The organism is Citrobacter sp. Cpo100 (assembly GCF_030332595.1).
Taxonomy (GTDB): domain Bacteria; phylum Pseudomonadota; class Gammaproteobacteria; order Enterobacterales; family Enterobacteriaceae; genus Citrobacter; species Citrobacter portucalensis.
In genome coordinates this window covers 113,025-130,935 of sequence record NZ_JAOWHM010000011.1, presented here as the reverse complement: position 1 = coordinate 130,935, position 17,911 = coordinate 113,025, and the positions used below count along the sequence as shown (strand labels likewise).

The window sequence follows — 17,911 nt, the reverse complement described above, 5'->3', positions numbered from 1 at the left end:
ATTTATGCCACCATCCGGCATCAGACAACAAATCAACTAAAAGCAGTGTCCCGCTTCAACGGCAACCGCTTCTTCACCCGCTTTAAAGATATACGTGGTGTTCGGGCCGCCGAGCACGGATTGACCGTTACTTACCTTAATCCAGTTCCCTTCCGGCAGGCCAATCACCGTCAGCTCCGGTGCCACAACCAGCAGCTCGCGGATACGCTGTTCACGCGTTTCGCCTTTATGGCCTTCCGGCAGCGCGTTGGTGAAGTGTGGGTTAATCTGCAGCGGGAACAGACCCAGCGCATCAAAACCTTTTGGATCGACAATCGGCATGTCGTTGGTAGTGCGGATGGTCTGGCAGGCAAGGTTGGAACCTGCGCTCCAGCCGATGTACAGCGCACCGCGTTTGACGACATCCACAATCGGGGCCAACAGACCGCGCTCGCGGCTTTCTTTCAGTAACTGGAAGGTATTACCCCCGCCGACAATCACCAGCTCTGCGTTTTCAATAGCGGCAATCGGATCGGCAACGGTATGAATACCCGTAACGTTGACGCCCATTGGCGCAAAGATGGCTGCCGTTTTCGCCGTGTACTCATCCCAGGTTTGCGTCACGCCAGCGAACGGAATAAACACCGCCGTACGGCGACCATTCAGTTGTTCAGCAATCAGCGGCAGCGCATGTTCCATCCAGCCTTTGCCCGGCAGCGTCGAGTTACTCAATAAAAGCAGTTCCATCATTTCTCCATGTAATCAGAAAATTACAAACCGCGCTAATGCTACCACTATCAGGCTAACGCCTTACTGATATGGCTCACGATGTTGGAAGGGGGAGATAGAAGCTGAGGCTATTTTTTAAGTGTCAATTCAATGCCGAGTACCTTCATCACTGCAAGGGTGGTTTTCAGCGTCGGGTTACCTTTCTCACTAAAAGAGCGATAAAGCTGCTCGCGGGATAATCCCGTTTCTGCCGCAATGTTCGCCATTCCCTTAGCGCGAGCTACCACGCCCAGTGCTTTTGCAATGTATGCTGCATCGCCTGTTTCGAGGGCATCGGCCATAAACACGGCAATTTCTTCATCATCAACCAGCGCAGTCGCGGGATCGTAGTGAGTAAGTTTATTCATGGCAGAAGATCTCCTGTGAATCCAGTGTACGGGCGAGCATTTTTGCAAGAGTAATATCGTTGGCTTGTGAGCTTTTATCGCCCCCACATAACAAAATGATGATGCGGCAACCTTGCTGTTTAAAGTAAATCCTGTAGCCAGGACTGTAAGAAATGCGCATTTCGCTGACGCCTTCCCCAACAGGTTTAACATCACCAGCTAAACCATTAGCCAGACGAAAAAGGCGTGTGGCAATGAGCGTTTTAGCTCTCCTGTCCCGTAGGTTTTGCTCCCAAGCCGGAAAACCATTGTCTGAAGAATTTCCATGATGACGTTCCATGTATTTTATAAACTACATTATGAATTGACAAGTTGAGACTAGAGAGTAAAAAATGGGGAGTAAGGGGAAATGCTTGCTGGAGGAAACAGGAAAGTGTCTCGCAATGATACGTAGTTTTTCAGGATGCTGCGGTTGATACGAGAATCGATGATAGGGGATTGGGAGGGCTTTGTGCCAGGAGCGGAAGCTATATGTCCACTAGAATATGACAGATTCAAGCATGGTGATTCACCACTACACGTAGTTGCCGTCTTAGCAGGGTTTTATCCTGGAAAGAATAAAATCCACTCGCTCTTCTACAGAAACACATGGTAATTCAATCAACTGATAGTCATACATACGGTATGTTTTTACCATTGCGTGATATGTCGCGATGGCAACATCGAAAGATTGTTTGCGCTCTGTGTCCTGTACATATATTTCACGCCAGGGTGGTGCAATAAATACGATTCGGTTATAGCGAAATTTCTCGATGGCGTTTTCCAGATGCCTCGGTATGGTAAGTTCAGAAAGACGTAAATAACCTACAACATCAGGAACACCACGATCAAAGAAGCAGGGTTGTGTATGCCCTTCCGCTTCATGCCACGAACGCATTTCCCAGGATAGCATCAGCTCTGCAAATGCAGTCTGGTTGGCCCACGGTAATGCATCGCCGCCGATGTTAACCTGGTCTTGGATCACACCTCTTCCAGCTTCTTTAGAACACCAAAACCCTCGTTTTATAATCGTATCAATTATCGTGCTTTTGCCTGACCCTGGGCCACCAGTCAGAATGAATCGATGCTGAAACGCTGAAGACATTGAACTCTCCCAAACCTTCTTAGACGCGATGATTTAGCAATTGATGGCGTACTTTTTGCGTATCGTCATATTACCTGCTGATGGCATGACTAACTACGTTTTATCCCCATTTTAATGTCCGCTATTCTCTCATTTCACAGGCCGATCTACTTTATTTCTCACTCGCCGAGGCGTTCCGCCATCTTGATTGTAGCCATCTCACTACTGAAGAAAATCTGGCGCTATCGTTTGGCTGTGAAGAGGCGCTGGCAGGGTTGTACCAGACGCTGAATTTTATGGGCGAAAGCCTGCTGACCATGGCGGGTGAAGGTCAGGAACATTTTGCGTATGAGAGCATATGCCAGTTAGGACACAGTCTGGTCAACATCAGCCAATTGATTCCCGCGCTGGCGCAGTTGGAAGCGAAAGCTGACCAGCAACTGTTCGCTGTTGCATAGTACCTAAAATAGACAGAGCGCCCATCCCTGGCGCTCTGTTCCTGCTTCTTTACCCCGCCCGCGCAAATTCTGCCGCTTCGGCGATTAGCGCGTCATCCGGGCGTACGCCGGTGTACATGGCGAACTGCTCTACGGCCTGTAAGGCAATCACCTCTGCACCGCTGATGGTCTTTTTACCTAATTGCTGTGCCAGTTTGATTACCGGTGTTTCCGGCGGCAGGGCGACGACGTCAAACACCACGCTGGCGGCAGCGACCATCGCTTCGCTGTAGGCCAGTTCATCGCTCTCTTTACCGCCAGCCATGCCGACGGGCGTCACGTTGACCAGAATATCGCAGGTAATCCCTTCCGGCTGCGGTTGCCACTGGAAACCGTACTGTTTTGCCAGCGTCGGGCCGCTCTCCCGGTTACGGGCGGCGACGATCACATCGCGAAAACCGGCATCGCGAAATGCAGCAATGACCGCTTTACCCATTCCACCGCTGCCGCGGATCATGACGCGCGCGTGGTTATCAAGCTGGTGGCTGGTAATCAGGCTTTTTACCGCAATGTAGTCGGTGTTAAATCCTGTCAGCGTACCGTTGTCATTGACGATGGTGTTAACGGAGTCAATGACTTTTGCGGAAGGATCGATGGCATCCAGAAACGGCATGCAGCTCTCTTTAAACGGCATAGAGACCGCACAGCCGCGAATCCCGAGTGCGCGAACGCCTTTGACTGCGGCCTCAATATCCTGCGTAGTAAAGGCTTTGTAGATAAAATTTAACCCTAATTTTTCATACAGATAGTTATGAAAGCGTGTGCCAAAGTTGCCGGGACGACCGGCAAGCGACATGCACAACTGGGTGTCGCGGTTAATCATGTTAAATTTCCTCGGCGTGAGACAATATGTACTGTTCGGCTTCCTGCGACCAGATCCCCTGATGACGCTCCAGGATAGCGCGCAAGGCCGGATCGTCAATCTGGGTGAGCGCAGTTAACGGCAATGATTTTCCGGTGTAAACCAGTTTTTTACCTCCACCGACCTGCGGCAGTTCCAGCGTTGTTTCACCTGCCGCATTCAATCCCAGAATGTGCGTCACCACTTTTGCCGCCTGAACTTTCTTCTCTTCGATCAGTTTTACCGCCGTGCGCATGTCGTCGGTATTGCCGCCAGATGTCCCAACATAATGGGTGAAGGCATAGTGCACGTCGTAGAAGTTAATCGGCGCGCTAAACTGCTTATCCTGCGGACCGGCAAAGAAGTTCATGCAACCATCGGCAGCCAGCAAAGAAGAGGCCAGCGTAACCAACTGTTCGTTGGGCACAAACACAAAGATGTCATCAAACCCGTGCCCGCCGCTCAGCGCCATCAAGGTGTCATAACCTGCATCCTGGGCGTGGAGATAATGGATCAACGTTTGTGGTTCTGATGGATAGTGCTTGCGGGCGTAGTTCAACTTGTCGTGATTGGTGTCGGTTACCACCAGCAGCGCCGGGTTAACCGGACCATGCAGCGCGTAGTCGATTGCCAGCAGTCCCATTGGCCCGGTGCCGCCGAGTATCAGTGTACGCCCCTGCGGACGAATGCCCATCTTGTGGTTATACGTGCCTTCCTGTAGGTGATAGTTGGCGTTGAATGCGCCAATCACGCAGGACAGCGGCTCAACCAACGAGCCTTCAAAATAGGTTTCACCTTCGTAGGCTAACAGGCAGTCCTGCTCCATGACTTCATCTGGAATGATGACGTGCGTGGCTTCACCACCTACCCACGGGAAGGAGTAGCCGGGGCAGTCCGGGCGATCCGGCAGTTGCAGGTTAGCCTGAATGACATAGCGCTGGCCGGGCTGAAACTTATGCTGCCATTTTTTGCCTACGGCAATAATATCGCCGCAAAACTCGTGACCGATGATGATCGGGTTGGTAGCCACATCGTCCGGCACCTTTTTGTGGTTCTCGCCCTGGTTAGCCTCTTTCCAGGAAGAAAGGCACAGGCTGTCGGTTACGACTGAGGCCAGAATTTCATCGTCCTGCATTTCAGGAAGATCGAAGGTTTCCAGGCGCAGATCGCGTTTACCATAAAGGCGTAAAGCTGTTGTTGTTTGCATTGTTACCACCTCTTCCTCTTTCGAGGGCTATTTGTTGAAGTAGCCCCGGCATCGCCGGGGCGAAAAAATCAGGACAGGAAGCCCAGCGCGTTACCGATAATTCCCAGCGCAAACAGGGCGAAGATCAGCCATACCGGATTAATTTTCTTGTTGAGCAGACGCACCATCAGCAGCGTCAGACCCAGCGCCAGCAGGCCGGGGCAGAGTTGGTCGAGAATGTTCTGCACGGTCATGGTGACGGTGGTGCCGTCTACGCCAGGCGTTTGCGATACCACCAGCGGCACGTTGATGCTGGTCCATTTAGTGACCAACACCCCCATGACAAACAGGCCGAGAATCGATGCGCCTTCGGTCAGTTTCTGCAGCAGGTTGCCGCCCATGTCGCTGACGATATTGACCCCTTTACGAAAGCCAAGCTGTAAGCCGTACCACTTCATGGCAAGACGTACTGCATTGAAAATAAAGAAGAACAATAGTGGGCCGAGAATGTTTCCGGACAGCGCCAGCGATGCGCCGAGCGCGGCGGTAATCGGGCGCAATGTTCCCCAGACCAACGGGTCGCCAACACCGGCCAGCGGGCCCATCAGCCCAACTTTGATGCCGTTGATGGCGCCGTCGTCAATTTCCGCACCATTGGCGCGAGCTTCTTCCATCGCGGCGGTCACGCCAATCACCGGGCCGCACACGGCAGGCGTGGTGTTGAAAAACACCAGGTGGCGTTTGAGTGCCGCAACCTGGTCCTCTTTCAGCGGATACAGGCGCTTGATGGCAGGGATCATGTCGTAGCAAAAGCCCAGCCCATGAATGCGTTCAAAGTTAAATGACGCCTGTTGCAGGTTGGAGCGAACAAACATGCTAAACAGGTCGGATTTGGTCAGTTTTTTCTGTTCCATGGCTGGCTCCATTAGTCATCAAGCTGATCGAGAGCTTGAGAAGAGGCGGGTTGCGCCTGCGGTTCGGCTTTACGCCACTGTGGGTTCAACTGGATGTAGACCAGCGCGATAATCACGCCAACCCCACCGAAAGCCAGCAGGCTCAAATCGAGATAACCCCCAGCGATAAACCCGAGGAAGAAGAAGGGCATCAGGTACTTCACGCCCATCATGCGCAGCACCATGGCGTAGCCGACCACCACGATAAAGCCACCGGCAATCTGCAATCCGCGGGTGACGAATTCCGGAATGGCGTTGAGCATATTGCTGACCATATCGGCGCTGACAAACAGCGAGACGATTAATGCAGGGATGGCAACGCGCAGCGCCTGTACGCCGAGAGCGGAAACGTGCAGCATGTCGATGGTGCGAAAGCGAGCGTCTTCGGCTGCTTTATCTGCCGCGTGCTGGAACACCACGGTGATGGTACGGGCAAAGACAGTTAGTACCTGACCTGCCGCCGCGACTGGCAGGGCGATGGCGATACCGGTAGCAATGCTTTGCTGACCGACGATAACCAGAATGGCGGAGATAATACTGGCGAGCGCCGAATCGGGAGACTGCGCTGCGCCGACGTTCATCCAGCCAAGAGCGATTAACTCAAGCGTGCCGCCGAGCATAATCCCGGTTTTTAAATCACCAAGGATTAGGCCGATAACGGTACAAGCAATTAGCGGACGGTGGGTCTGGAACTCATCCAGCACGCTGCCCATTCCGGCAATACAGGAAAATAGGAATATGGCGATAATTTGTAGGGTACTTATTTCCATAATATGTCACCTTGTGAATGTGATCATCCCTGCCTGTTAAAGCATAAGTACACAGGCATTTTTATTTATTCAGCGAACGATTGTTCTTCTATTTTTTCGAGAATATTAATAGATGGATCGGATGCGACAACGCGTAAATCCAGCGTGACACCTAGTTTATCTAACTCACGAAACGCATTAATGTCGTCGCTGTCTAAAGAAACGGCTTTGGTTAATTGTTTTTTACCTGGTCGCCAGGCCATGCCGCCAATATTTAACGTGGCAATTTTTACCCCTTGTTTTACCATTGCTAATGCATCCTGTGGGCGGGTAAACAAATAAAAAACGGTTTCGCTCTGATATTGCGGGTTATGGTAAACTGCGACCGCCTTTTCGATATTAACGACGTTCACTTTCATTCCCGGTGGGGCAGCCTGACGTAATAATGTGCGGCGTACTTCATCGTTATAAACGTCGTCATTACAGATAATAATCCGTTGGGCATTCGCCACCTTCGACCAGACGGTGGTGACCTGACCGTGGATCAGGCGGTCATCAATACGAGCAAGGGTAATGTTCATCAGAAATCCTCTTCGGCCGTTTCCAGATGCTTCCAGACGACACAGGTTTGTTGAGCAATGGTCGTCAGGTGTTCGCACAGTTCATCTACATTCATACTGCTTTGGTTGTCTACCAGCTCCAGCGCCAACGGCAGTGATAACCCGCTAATGACCCGTATCGCCGGATTGTGCATCGCCAGCGTCGCGGCAGCATTCCAGGGACTGCCACACTGTAAATCGACGGCAATCAGCCATTCATCGCCAGTGTGAATACTTACTAACTTTTTTAGCTTTTCCACAATGTCGCTGGCGTTCTCTCCGGGGACAAATGCCACGGCTTCAACGTTGGCATCACCGTAGACCATTTGTACCGATTCCAGCATGGCGCAGGCCAGTTTGCCGTGAGCACAGAAGATTGCATTGACCATAAAACCTCCTTAGCCGCGCGTTTTTCCGCCCGCAATGTTAGTGGTTACTCCGGTGATGTAACTGGCGCGCTCAGATAAAAGATAACAAACAAAATCAGCAACTTCGCTTAAGCGCCCTGAACGACCAATCGGGATCGCGTTCTTGGTGTAGCCCTCGCGCAGTTGTTCGACGGTGATGTTGCGGGTCCAGGCCAGCGCTTCTTCATACTCGGGGGTCCGCAGTCCGGTTTTTTCCAGAATGCCAGGTGCAATGCCAACTACACGGATGCCGTGTTTGCCCAACTCTTTCGACCAGGAACGGGTGAAACTATTCAATGCGGCTTTGGTCGCGGCGTAACAGCTTTGACCTTCAGAACCTTCCAGTCCGCTTTCGGAAGAGACATTCACAATCACGCCGTTACGCTGTTTTACCATTTGGCGTGCCGCTGCCTGCGACATTAAGAACACACCTTTCTGGTTGATATTAACCATTTTTTCGAAAGCAGCTTCGTTGAGTTCGTATTGCCCGGCGGGTGCTTTTTCATCGACCAGCAGACGCGGAAAATTAACGCCAGCATTATTTACCAGCCCATCAATACGTCCGTAGCGTTGGATAATTTCAGCGACAGTATGATTAACCTCTTTGGCACTGGAAATATCCGTTGGCCAGAAATGATACCCGTCATGGCTATCGTATTTACCTTCTCCGCCATGAATATCTGCCATTTGTACATTAGCGCCTTGCGCTAATAACTCTTCGACAATCGCCAGACCAATTCCGGATGCACCACCGGTAACAATAATGACTTTGCCCTGCAAGTTTAACCACGTTTGCATAATAAACTCCCGATTCAGATAAGGGGATCCCACATAAAATTAATTATGGCAGGACCAATTAGAATTTATTTACTTCAACAATAATTCAGCGGTATGGCTGTTGGTAACTAAACAGTTAATATAATTCCCACGTAATGCGCCTAATATCCCACTGTATTTTTCTTCACCCATTGCAATGCCAATGGAGTAACGCGCCTGTTTTAATTTATTGGTTTCGATGGAGAGCGTCTTTTCACTCATATTGGTCTCTACGGTTACACCGTTGATATCGTAAAAGCGCGAGCAAATGTCTCCGGCAACCTGGCGGGCATGCAGGTCATCACTCTCTTCACTGCCGTAAAAAGCGTGCCAGTTGGCGCCATCACGTATCGCCGGAGATCCAATCCCGACCAGCGCGATGTCCAGATTATCCCAGTACGCAGAAATCGATTTAAAATGTCGTGACTGCATGATCCCGTTACGGATCAGCGGGTTTTCCAGCAGTGCCGGGAAATCTGCCAGGTGTGATTCCCCTTTGAGCTTTGCCGCAGCGCCGTAGGTCAGCGTATTGACATGGTAGCGGCTTTCAAGTTTGCCGGATGGTCCGCCGATAATCGGTACGCAGATCAGCTGGCGCGACTGGCTGGCAGGAGATAATCCTTCCACCAGTCCCCGTACCGCGCGGCCCCATGAGAACCCGATAATGTCCCCAGGTTCCAGTAAGCGTTCCAGCAACTGTGCGCCATGTACGCCCATCATATTAAGTTGTTCATCTTCCTGCTCGCTATCGCAGGAGACTACGACCGCCTCTTTCAGGCCAAATTTCTGTTTTAGCTGCTGTTCCAGCCACAGATTTTCGTTGTAGTCGTAATTAATGGCGATGGTGACGATACCCTGCTCGCGTCCACGTTTTAGTAACCGGCTGATCGTGGTGCGATAAATACCCAGCTCGCGGGCGATTTGCGCTTGTGTCATATCCTGTTCGTAATACAGCTGCGCTATTTTTACGATCAGGCGGATATCATCGCTGTTTTCCGTCGCCATTTTTGGACTCCTGCACATTTGTGCAAATCACGAAATTGCCTTCTTGATCTGATATAACCCCATCTGTTCTCCATCTCAAAGCTATTTTCACTTATTTCAGCGCCCTGAAATGACCGATTGTGTTGCACATTTGATGTGGTGATGGCGCGTTGTCGGCACAGATGTGCATGCCTCTCTAATGTATTGATTCTGCTTGTTTTCACTCAACAAAATTGCAGGGATGGATCGCTGACACTTTTGTGTCAAAAGGTGTGACGGATCACAAATAGCGCGTGGACAGTCGAACACGATTATTTTTTATCGTCCGCAAGGTAGGGTATATTTCGCTTTTAATACACAAAGTCATTCAAGTTGTATCAAGGCGGCAAGGGAGCGAATCCCCGGGAGCATAGATTGCTATGTGACCTGGGTGAGTGAGGGCAGCCAACGCAGAGACAGCTTGAAGGATGAAGTGTATACAGGAGAAACTATGCTGCCCGACTCATCTATCCGATTAAATAAATACATCAGTGAAAGCGGAATCTGCTCGCGCCGCGAGGCGGATCGCTTTATCGAACAAGGGAATGTCTTCCTGAATGGTAAACGCGCCACCATCGGCGATCAGGTGATGCCTGGCGACGTCGTAAAAGTAAATGGTCGGTTGATTGAGCCGCGTGAAGCGGAAGATCTGGTTTTTATCGCGCTGAATAAGCCGGTAGGGATTGTCAGCACCACCGAAGACAGCGAACGCGACAACATTGTTGATTTCGTGAATCACAGCAAGCGCGTGTTTCCAATTGGTCGTCTGGACAAAGATTCTCAGGGACTTATCTTTCTGACCAACCACGGCGACCTGGTGAATAAAATCCTGCGTGCCGGTAACGATCACGAAAAAGAGTATCTGGTGACGGTCGATAAGCCGGTCACTGATGACTTTATCCGTGGGATGGGGGCCGGTGTGCCCATTCTCGGTACCGTCACCAAAAAATGTAAGGTGAAGAAAGAAGCGCCGTTTGTGTTTCGTATTACGCTGATTCAGGGGCTTAACCGTCAGATCCGTCGTATGTGCGAACACTTTGGCTATGAAGTTACCAAGCTTGAGCGTACGCGTATCATGAACGTTGGTTTGTCTGGTCTGCCGCTTGGTGAATGGCGCGACCTGACAGATGACGAACTGATCGATCTGTTCAAGCTGATTGAGAACTCGTCCTCAGAAGCCAAACCGAAGGCGAAAGCGAAGCCAAAAACCGCAGGCATTAAGCGTCCGGTGGTGAAAATCGAAAAATCAGCGGAGAAAGAGAAATCGCGCCCGGCGGCAAACGGTAAGCGTTTTACTTCGCCGGGACGTAAGAAGAAGGGACGTTAACGTCTGCCGCGCGTCGGCGTATTTGCTGACCAGGAAAACGATGCTTCAGCATCCGGTTTATAGGCCTGCTTTTTCTTCAACTGGCGGGCTTTTTTAGCTTCTGCTTCGCGCAAGGCCATCAGTTTATCGATGTACTCTTTCTTGATGCTGTTGGTCTCTGCGTTGGTCAGCAGACGACCATGTGCAATGCGCGCGCGGTCGAGCAGCGTTTTCAGTTCACGCTGTTCGCGCTCGGTCATCTCTTTTTGGGTAATGCGGGGGAGTGCCATAAGGGTGCCCTCTGTTAGCCGATATCCTCAGTGTACGGTAATCCAGAACCTGCTGATAGCGTCATGTATTGTATTATTCAGCAATACGTAATTTTCCGGCGAAGTCCTGCTGTGTATAGCCCGTTGTTCTGAATCGTTTGTCTGTGATGATGTTATCGATCTCTTTTAATGTGGCGATACACATCACTCCGTCCTGGCCAAATTTTGTATGGTCGGCAAGAATTACCGACTTTTTACTCATAGCAATCATTGATTTGGCAACATAGGCTTCATCGAAGCTTTTCACCAGGACACCATGTTGAGGTGAAATACCACCCGCGCCGATGAAGCAGATATCTGCGTGAATAGTGTTTATTTGCTGACAAACGGAGACGCCGAGATTGGCACGGAAATGGAAGTCATATTCACCACCTAATACATAAACGCGCGCTTTAAGATTATGTTCTTTTATTTTATCGGCAATTAAGGCTGAGTTAGTAATAACGGAGTAGGCCAGAGGAGGTAATTGTTCGGCCAGAATAAGATTTGTTGTACAGGAGTCAATGAATAGAGTGTCGTGCTCGCTGACCATCCCGGCGGCAAGTTTACCAATTGCCATTTTTTCTTCGCGGTGTATATCAATCCGCGCGCCAAATTCATCTTCCTGAACAACCTGCTTTTTGACGGCTCCGCCGTGAATCTTGGTAATTTGCCCTTCAGACTCCAGGATGGAGAGATCGCGGCGAATGGTCTCTGATGTGACTTTTAGCGTTTCCGATAATTTGATAACCGTCACTTCACCGAATTTATTTAATTCATCGAGGATATGTTTTCTTCTTTTAATCGGGTTCATTATTTTCCGCCAACGTCGTGCTTTGGCGCATGGTAACTGGATGTGCAGAGCAACGCAACCACTCCAGCGCACAGACAATACCCTCATCATCATTAGAGGCCGTCACATAGCTGGCTTGTCGTTTTACTACCTCAGGCGCATTCCCCATTGCAATACCAATGCCGGCGGCGGAAAACATACTGATATCGTTTTGCTGGTCGCCAATCGCCGCAACTTTATCGGCTGTTATATTTAGCTGGTGCATTAACATGCTAATAGCATAACCTTTATTTATTTCGCTACGTTGGATATCAATGTAATTCTCCCCAGTGATAGTCGCTGTATAACCATAAGGCAATTTATTATTCACGTCTGTACACAGCGCATTTATTTTTAACTGCTCAGTAACGAGTGTGATTTTATAAATATCTTGTCGGTTTAAAATATTACCGGGTGCTGCAGGAATAAGTGGTAATTCAAATAAACGGGCTTCATAAGTTGTCCATGGCGCTACCTGTAGGTCGCAACGATGATAAATAGCATCGGCGCTAAAAAAGTGATGAGGGCAGAGGGAAAGTGCAATATGTCGGTCAATATCCCGAAGATTCATACAGGAGAGCGCTGCAGTATGAATATTGCGCTGCTGCGCCATCTCGAGGATCTGACCTCCGTTAAAGCCTGCGCACCAGCCAAACAGCGCATTAACCTGCTGCTGCTGTAGCAGGCGCATCATAGAGGAGACCGGTCTGGCGGAACAGGCGGCCAACAGGCCACCGCGCTGGTGGAATTCTACGAGTGCTTGACGAGTGCGTGGACTGATTGTCTTTTGCGAAGTCAGTAGTGTTCCATCCAGATCGGTGACCAGTAACATGCTTTTTTTCCCTTAATATCAATGCGCAATAAACGGTGTGACAGCCTCTTTGGCGGCGTTGCAGACCATATTGTCGATTGCCGTACCGACGACCAGAATATTGACCCCGGTATCCTTAAACGCTTTGGCATTGGCGAGGTTAATTCCGCCTTCCGCCAGCGTCGGCACGCTTACCGCGCCGACCAGCGCCCACAGGCGATCTTTAATGGCTTGCGGAATATCACCTGCGGCTACGCCTTCGTAGCTCATACCGGTCATTAAACCAATCATGTCGACGCCAATCTCCTGCATCCGTTTTGCTACGCTGGCGACCTCTTCTGGAGTGCGCGCAGGAATACCGAAGGTATGCAGGTCATCCGGGTGACCAATATAAGCATCAACGGTCAGGCCATACTGATGGGCGAGATTAACGATGTCCTGTAGATCGTCCCAGTCGGATTTATGAGTGTGTAAGCCATCGGCACCAGCACGAGCAATCTCCAGTATCTCTGTTTCCGTGAGCGGGACCGGTAACGTTTCGGTAAAGCCACCTGCGATACCGACGGTAATGAAGATATCGTCAGGAACCACATTACGTACGCCATGTACTGCTTCGGCCATCTGGCTGTTGGTGATTTCGTGGCGGATTTGTTCTGCCGCGTGCATGTTACTCACCCCCTTATGCCCACGCGCCAGCGCCAGTGCGGGATGGTTCGGTTCGAGCAGCTTAACGCCCGCCTCACATACTGCTTTTGCCAGACGCGCATCGTCGCCGGTTATCCCTGTACTGAGGATGGTCTGCCCGCCGTGCAGCGTGATGGCATCTTTCACTTTCTGTAACGCTTTAGCGCGTTTTTTATTCATATCGCCTTTAAACATGGTGTACCTCTGGTGTTGGTGCATTAATTAATGGGCTGACGCGGTAGATTCTTTCTGTGCGACAGCCTTAAAACGGTTGGCAATAATGGTGGAAATACAGGTCAGGCCCATGACGGTAACCATCACAATCGCCATTTGCAGCGCATTGCTGGATAAGAACGGAGAGGCAAATGCGGGGACATAAGCCACGCCTTTGACGTTAAAGAAACCCAGCATCATGCCGCCCAGACCGGCCCAAACGATCGCTGAACCAAAGACAATTTTGTTGGCAAACATGAACGGATAGGCCGATTCAACGAAGGTCCCAAAGCCGAGGTTGATAAGCAGGCCGGGCGTCGCGACGGCTGCTTCGCTTTTTTCTCGTGGTGCGATGACGTTAGCCAGGTTGATTCCTGCAGCAACCATCACCAGGCCTACCATATCGACAGCGCCGAGGAAGCTGACTCCGGATTTTTCCATTTCCAGGAGCACCAGCGGCAGAATGACTGCGTGATAGACTCCCCCCAGAATAGCTGGCCAGATAACCAACCCAGCCAGCAGGCCAGCAAGAATAGGGCTGAAGGCCAGCGTGCTTTCGATAGCCAGTTTGATGTAATTACCTGCTGACAGCGCCAGCGGACTCAGCAGATAGTGCATGATTAACCCAGCGGCCAGGCCTGAGATCCCACCCGCTACAATGTTGACGGTGGTCATCGGAAAGCGCCAATTCAGGCATAATTCGAACAGCCAACGAACGAAAATCCCGGCCATCAAACCACCGATGATCCCTCCAATCAGACCGCCTTCGACGGAAAGTACTCCGGCGACCACCCCGGCAACAATTGAGACTTCATCCAGTTCCGAAATCTGTTTTGCTGCGAGAACCGCAACTAAAACCGGTAGGCCCTTCAGTAGAATTTCAAAGATATCGTTGAGTTTTTCCAGGCCCGGAATGTGACTGAGTGCGAGCACGATTGCCATGGCAATAAAGCCCGGCAGCGCAGGGATCATTATGCTGCGAATATTGAAGCGCTTAAGCAGACTTTTTCCAGAACCGCCCTGTGAAGGAGAGGCACTGCCCAACTGTGGTTTGTATTTAACGCCCCAGTACTTACACAGTGATGCGATGAAGGAGACTGCGCGGGTTCGGCTGGTGGTACCCGTCGTGCCCGAGGTTGCGACGACATTTGCCCCTTTTGCCGCCACTAGCGCCATTGAGGTTCCGCCGGTGCCAACAATCGGTGTTTTCATTTCAACAGCTGCGGCAAAGACCGCCTGGTTGGCCTTCACCGGATCGGCGCTCATCACGATGATCCCGTCGATCTCACCGTTACGGATCATTTCAGCAATCCTGCAATCGCTCTCAACTACCGAGTCGTTCACATCTGAAAGTTTGCCCTGAAATATCCTTTGTGGTTTTTGTTGGTTTTCTGTGGTTAGTGCAAATACCGACGCTGGCGTGTGAGCTTTGGCAACGTCCATTGAGGCTTCTGCCGCAATGAACTGCACAGCGGCAACTTCCACTCCTGCGGCTTCGCACTGCTGGTAAATTTCCTGGAGTAGCTTTTCTGGTTCAGCACCACCCAGGTTGTAGAGGTTGCCTCCACTGCTTCCAATAATCGCAATTTTTTTCATAGCGGCCTCGAAGATAGGGTAAGGGTTTATCTGTGTTGTAGTGAAATCATATTCCCAATTAAAACAAACTAAATCAACATTAGAAAAATGATTAAATTTGAATTAAAAACAGGTTTGTTTGTGTATTTTTTTGAAAAATAACAATTAAATAATTATTTTGTTTTATGTTGATGTTTGTTGTTTTGTGATGGGGTTCAAATGCGGGTAGGGAGAAATGGAGGATGCCTCCTCCATTTATGAAGATTAGTGTTGTTTTACTGAGTGTGGTTTCTCTTCAATCGACTTACCGGACCAGTAGCCTGCCAACAGCGAACCGGAAAGGTTGTGCCAGACGGAGAATAACGCGCCAGGCAGGGCGGCAAGCGGGCCAAAGTAGATCTTGCCCAGCGCAGCGGCAAGTCCTGAATTCTGCATGCCCACTTCAATTGCCAACGTACGGCAGGTTGACTCGTCGAAACCAAACAATTTTCCGCCCCAGTAGCCGCTGAGCAGGCCAATGGTGTTATGTAGGATTACGGCGATAATCACCACAAAGCCGACGGATGCAATGTGCGAGGCAGAACCCGCCACGACGGCGCTGATGATTGCCAGAATACACACCATTGAAAATGCGGGCAGATACGGTTCCACGACTTTTACGACGCGTGGGAACAGGTGGTGAATGACCAACCCCAACGCAATTGGAATGACCACGATCTGCAGGATACTCAGCAGCATACCCATCACATCCACCTGGATATGCGCGTCGACATACAGCCGTGTCAGCAGCGGTGTGGCGACAACGCCGACCAACGTTGAAACCGATGAAATAGTCACAGAGAGCGCCACATCGCCTTTTGCCAGATAGATCATTACGTTTGATGCTGTTCCGCTGGCGACGCTACCGACCAGCACCATCCCTGCGGACAATTCCGGCGGCATATTAAATGCCAGCGCTAAAATCCATGCGGCGAGCGGCATTACCAGATAGTGCAGGAAAATACCCGCCGCGACTGGTGCAGGACGTGAGAGTACGCGTTTAAAGTCGTCTACCTTCAGGTGAACGCCCATACCGAACATGATCAGCATCAGTAACGACGGCACGAATGGCCCTACAGGCGTAAAGGTGGTGGGCGTGTAATACGCAACAACAGAGAGCAGCAGTGCCCATAACGGGAACAGCCGCGTGAGAGTAGCGAGCATGTTATATTCCTTGCGATTGAAATGTGTTGTTATAAAAAAGCCGGGTTCGAGCCCGGCTATCGTTATTGTTTATTGCGTGATGAAATTTTATTCAAACAAATTATGGTGCAGCTTCTGTACCACCTGTTCGGCTTCAGTACCGGGCACCAGGAAGCACAGGTTATGGCTGGACGCGCCGTAGCAAATCATGCGGATGTTGAATGGCTCCAGTACGCCGAACACCTCTTTACCCACGCCACAGGCTTTGGACAGGTCGTTGCCAATCAGTGCCACCAGCGCCAGGCCTTCTTCCACTTCAACCCGACACAGGGCAGACAGTTCCATCAGCAGAGACTGTGTTAACAGTGTATCGCCGGTGGAGGTCGAACCGGTGGTATCCAGCGTCAGCGCCACGCTGACTTCGGATGTGGTAATTAAATCGACCGAAATGTTATGGCGTGCGAGGATGCCGAACACTTCCGCCAAAAAGCCGCGAGAGTGCAGCATATTCAGGCTATGCAGCGTCAGCAGCGTTTGCTTACGACGCAGTGCCAGCGCCCGGAACAGCGGTGGATTCGCGGTTTTATTGCATACCAGCGTACCGCCTGCTTTTGGATCCTTACTGGAGCCAACAAACACCGGGATATCGCTACGTACGGCAGGTAACAACGTTGCCGGGTGTAGCACTTTCGCGCCAAAGGTCGCCATTTCTGCGGCCTCTTCAAAGGCGATTTCATCAATACGCTGCGCCGCCGGAACAACGCGCGGATCGGTCGTGTAAATGCCAGGAACATCGGTCCAGATATCGACGCGCGTGGCGTGCAGCGCTTCGGCCAGCAGGGCAGCCGTATAATCGCTCCCGCCGCGCCCCAACGTGGTGGTGCGGCCTTTACCTTCACTGCCGATAAAGCCCTGAGTAATCACCAGACCTTCGCTCAGACGCGGGGCCAACTGGAGCGTTGCCAGTTCGGCCAGCGCCGCGACGTCAGGTTCTGCGCGGCCAAAACGATCGTTGGTGCGCATCACTTTACGTACGTCAAACCACTGCGCCTGCACGTTGCGCTCACGCAGGATCTCGACGAACAGCAAGGTAGACATCAGTTCGCCGTGGCTGACCAGTTCGTCGGTCAGCGCAGTTGAGGTCGCCAGTGACGCCGCTTCAGCCAGCGTGGTGATGTTTTCCAGCAGACGGTCGATCTCTTCACGGATCACGTTTGGATAACGCAGGCGTTCCAGAATATTGAACTGAATTTGACGAATGGCATCGAGTTTTTCGAAGCGCGCGGTTGGCTCCAGCCCTTCAGCCAGTGCGACCAGCAGGTTGGTGATTCCCGCAGAAGCGGAAAGTACCACTACACGGACGTTAGCATCAGAAAGTACTACATCAGCGCTGCGATTCATGGCATCAAAATCCGCCACGCTGGTACCGCCAAATTTGGAGACAACTACATCAGTCATAACTACCTCGTGTCAGGGAATGAATAGAGCGACCATGGCACATAAGGCAGAACAGAAACCGGTGCAGGCGCAAATGCAAATACCGTATTTATAAATAAAATGTGTAGCTTGCACTGTCAACGCTGGGATTATGCGGATTTTTCATGCTGCAACTGCGTTGAGTAACGGTACTAATAACAACGCTGATAACCGCTATACTTTTTAGCCACGTTTGGCGGATGCCCTGGCAATGGCATTAAAACAATCACACTTTT

Annotated in this window: 21 protein-coding genes; 2 read left to right on the top strand and 19 right to left on the bottom strand. The window is 50.9% G+C overall.

Translation table 11 applies throughout. From position 1 onward, the window contains the following. Positions 1-36 precede the first annotated feature (36 nt). The 4 genes from pepE to OGX96_RS00660 form a co-directional block, all read right to left on the bottom strand. The gene (gene pepE, locus OGX96_RS00675; RefSeq protein ID WP_032942056.1) at positions 37-726 is read right to left on the bottom strand and encodes a dipeptidase PepE; all 690 of its coding nucleotides are present in this window, start codon (positions 724-726) and stop codon (positions 37-39) included. 110 nt (positions 727-836) lie between these two features. Then, positions 837-1,115, bottom strand: a complete 279-nt coding sequence (locus OGX96_RS00670) for an addiction module antidote protein (protein ID WP_032942057.1) — start codon at positions 1,113-1,115, stop codon at positions 837-839. After that, a complete protein-coding gene (locus OGX96_RS00665) occupies positions 1,108-1,434 on the bottom strand; it encodes a type II toxin-antitoxin system RelE/ParE family toxin (protein WP_502872627.1) in 327 nt (108 codons plus the stop codon). Before OGX96_RS00665 ends, OGX96_RS00670 begins: the two co-directional genes overlap by 8 nt. Before the next feature lie 252 nt (positions 1,435-1,686). Then, positions 1,687-2,238, bottom strand: coding sequence for an AAA family ATPase (locus OGX96_RS00660; RefSeq protein WP_008786891.1), 552 nt, complete (start codon positions 2,236-2,238; stop codon positions 1,687-1,689). 275 nt (positions 2,239-2,513) lie between these two features. Here OGX96_RS00660 and OGX96_RS00655 point away from each other — a divergent pair, with 275 nt between their 5' ends. Then, the gene (locus tag OGX96_RS00655) at positions 2,514-2,675 is read left to right on the top strand and encodes a hypothetical protein (RefSeq protein ID WP_231504615.1); all 162 of its coding nucleotides are present in this window, start codon (positions 2,514-2,516) and stop codon (positions 2,673-2,675) included. A 49-nt stretch (positions 2,676-2,724) separates the two neighbouring features. Here the strand turns inward: OGX96_RS00655 and OGX96_RS00650 are convergent, their stop codons facing one another. The 8 genes from OGX96_RS00650 to OGX96_RS00615 all read right to left on the bottom strand — a co-directional run bounded on the left by OGX96_RS00650 (position 2,725) and on the right by OGX96_RS00615 (position 9,270). Then, complete coding sequence (locus OGX96_RS00650; protein WP_079935013.1) at positions 2,725-3,537, bottom strand: shikimate 5-dehydrogenase; 813 nt, start codon at positions 3,535-3,537, stop codon at positions 2,725-2,727. 1 nt (position 3,538) lies between these two features. Further along, a complete protein-coding gene (gene sorE, locus OGX96_RS00645) occupies positions 3,539-4,762 on the bottom strand; it encodes an L-sorbose 1-phosphate reductase (protein ID WP_103285902.1) in 1,224 nt (407 codons plus the stop codon). A gap of 68 nt (positions 4,763-4,830) precedes the next feature. Beyond that, positions 4,831-5,655: a PTS system mannose/fructose/sorbose family transporter subunit IID gene (locus OGX96_RS00640; RefSeq protein ID WP_286581995.1), complete on the bottom strand. Its 825-nt coding sequence runs from the start codon at positions 5,653-5,655 to the stop codon at positions 4,831-4,833. A gap of 11 nt (positions 5,656-5,666) precedes the next feature. Further along, positions 5,667-6,464, bottom strand: a complete 798-nt coding sequence (locus OGX96_RS00635; protein ID WP_003826527.1) for a PTS mannose/fructose/sorbose transporter subunit IIC — start codon at positions 6,462-6,464, stop codon at positions 5,667-5,669. Positions 6,465-6,529: 65 nt separating this feature from the next. Continuing rightward, positions 6,530-7,024 carry a PTS sugar transporter subunit IIB gene (locus OGX96_RS00630; protein WP_032942075.1) on the bottom strand — a complete coding sequence of 165 codons (495 nt, stop codon included), beginning with the start codon at positions 7,022-7,024 and terminating at the stop codon, positions 6,530-6,532. After that, on the bottom strand, positions 7,024-7,431 hold the full coding sequence (locus OGX96_RS00625) for a mannose/fructose/sorbose PTS transporter subunit IIA (RefSeq protein ID WP_003031647.1): 408 nt from the start codon (positions 7,429-7,431) through the stop codon (positions 7,024-7,026). Before OGX96_RS00625 ends, OGX96_RS00630 begins: the two co-directional genes overlap by 1 nt. Before the next feature lie 9 nt (positions 7,432-7,440). Next, positions 7,441-8,247, bottom strand: coding sequence for an SDR family oxidoreductase (locus OGX96_RS00620; RefSeq protein WP_008786899.1), 807 nt, complete (start codon positions 8,245-8,247; stop codon positions 7,441-7,443). 69 nt (positions 8,248-8,316) lie between these two features. Further along, entirely contained in the window at positions 8,317-9,270 is a 954-nt protein-coding gene (locus OGX96_RS00615; RefSeq protein ID WP_032942077.1) for a sugar-binding transcriptional regulator, read from the bottom strand. 469 nt (positions 9,271-9,739) lie between these two features. Between OGX96_RS00615 and rluF the strand changes: the two genes are divergently transcribed. Beyond that, the gene (gene rluF, locus OGX96_RS00610; RefSeq protein WP_008786901.1) at positions 9,740-10,615 is read left to right on the top strand and encodes a 23S rRNA pseudouridine(2604) synthase RluF; all 876 of its coding nucleotides are present in this window, start codon (positions 9,740-9,742) and stop codon (positions 10,613-10,615) included. Here rluF and OGX96_RS00605 read toward each other — a convergent pair. The 7 genes from OGX96_RS00605 to lysC all read right to left on the bottom strand — a co-directional run bounded on the left by OGX96_RS00605 (position 10,612) and on the right by lysC (position 17,657). Further along, entirely contained in the window at positions 10,612-10,884 is a 273-nt protein-coding gene (locus OGX96_RS00605; RefSeq protein ID WP_003826541.1) for a YjbD family protein, read from the bottom strand. The genes rluF and OGX96_RS00605 overlap by 4 nt on opposite strands. A 73-nt stretch (positions 10,885-10,957) precedes the next feature. Next, entirely contained in the window at positions 10,958-11,716 is a 759-nt protein-coding gene (locus OGX96_RS00600) for a DeoR/GlpR family DNA-binding transcription regulator (RefSeq protein WP_286581993.1), read from the bottom strand. Beyond that, on the bottom strand, positions 11,703-12,566 hold the full coding sequence (locus OGX96_RS00595; protein WP_103015252.1) for a Cof-type HAD-IIB family hydrolase: 864 nt from the start codon (positions 12,564-12,566) through the stop codon (positions 11,703-11,705). The genes OGX96_RS00600 and OGX96_RS00595 overlap by 14 nt, the downstream gene beginning before the upstream one ends. 18 nt (positions 12,567-12,584) lie before the next feature. Beyond that, a complete protein-coding gene (locus OGX96_RS00590; RefSeq protein WP_032942081.1) occupies positions 12,585-13,424 on the bottom strand; it encodes a beta/alpha barrel domain-containing protein in 840 nt (279 codons plus the stop codon). Between the two features lie 27 nt (positions 13,425-13,451). After that, positions 13,452-15,038, bottom strand: a complete 1,587-nt coding sequence (locus OGX96_RS00585) for a PTS sugar transporter (protein WP_048215139.1) — start codon at positions 15,036-15,038, stop codon at positions 13,452-13,454. Between the two features lie 243 nt (positions 15,039-15,281). Further along, a complete protein-coding gene (panS, locus tag OGX96_RS00580) occupies positions 15,282-16,220 on the bottom strand; it encodes a ketopantoate/pantoate/pantothenate transporter PanS (protein ID WP_032942083.1) in 939 nt (312 codons plus the stop codon). Positions 16,221-16,307: 87 nt separating this feature from the next. After that, positions 16,308-17,657, bottom strand: a complete 1,350-nt coding sequence (lysC, locus tag OGX96_RS00575; protein ID WP_032942084.1) for a lysine-sensitive aspartokinase 3 — start codon at positions 17,655-17,657, stop codon at positions 16,308-16,310. Between the last annotated feature and the right edge of the window lie 254 nt (positions 17,658-17,911).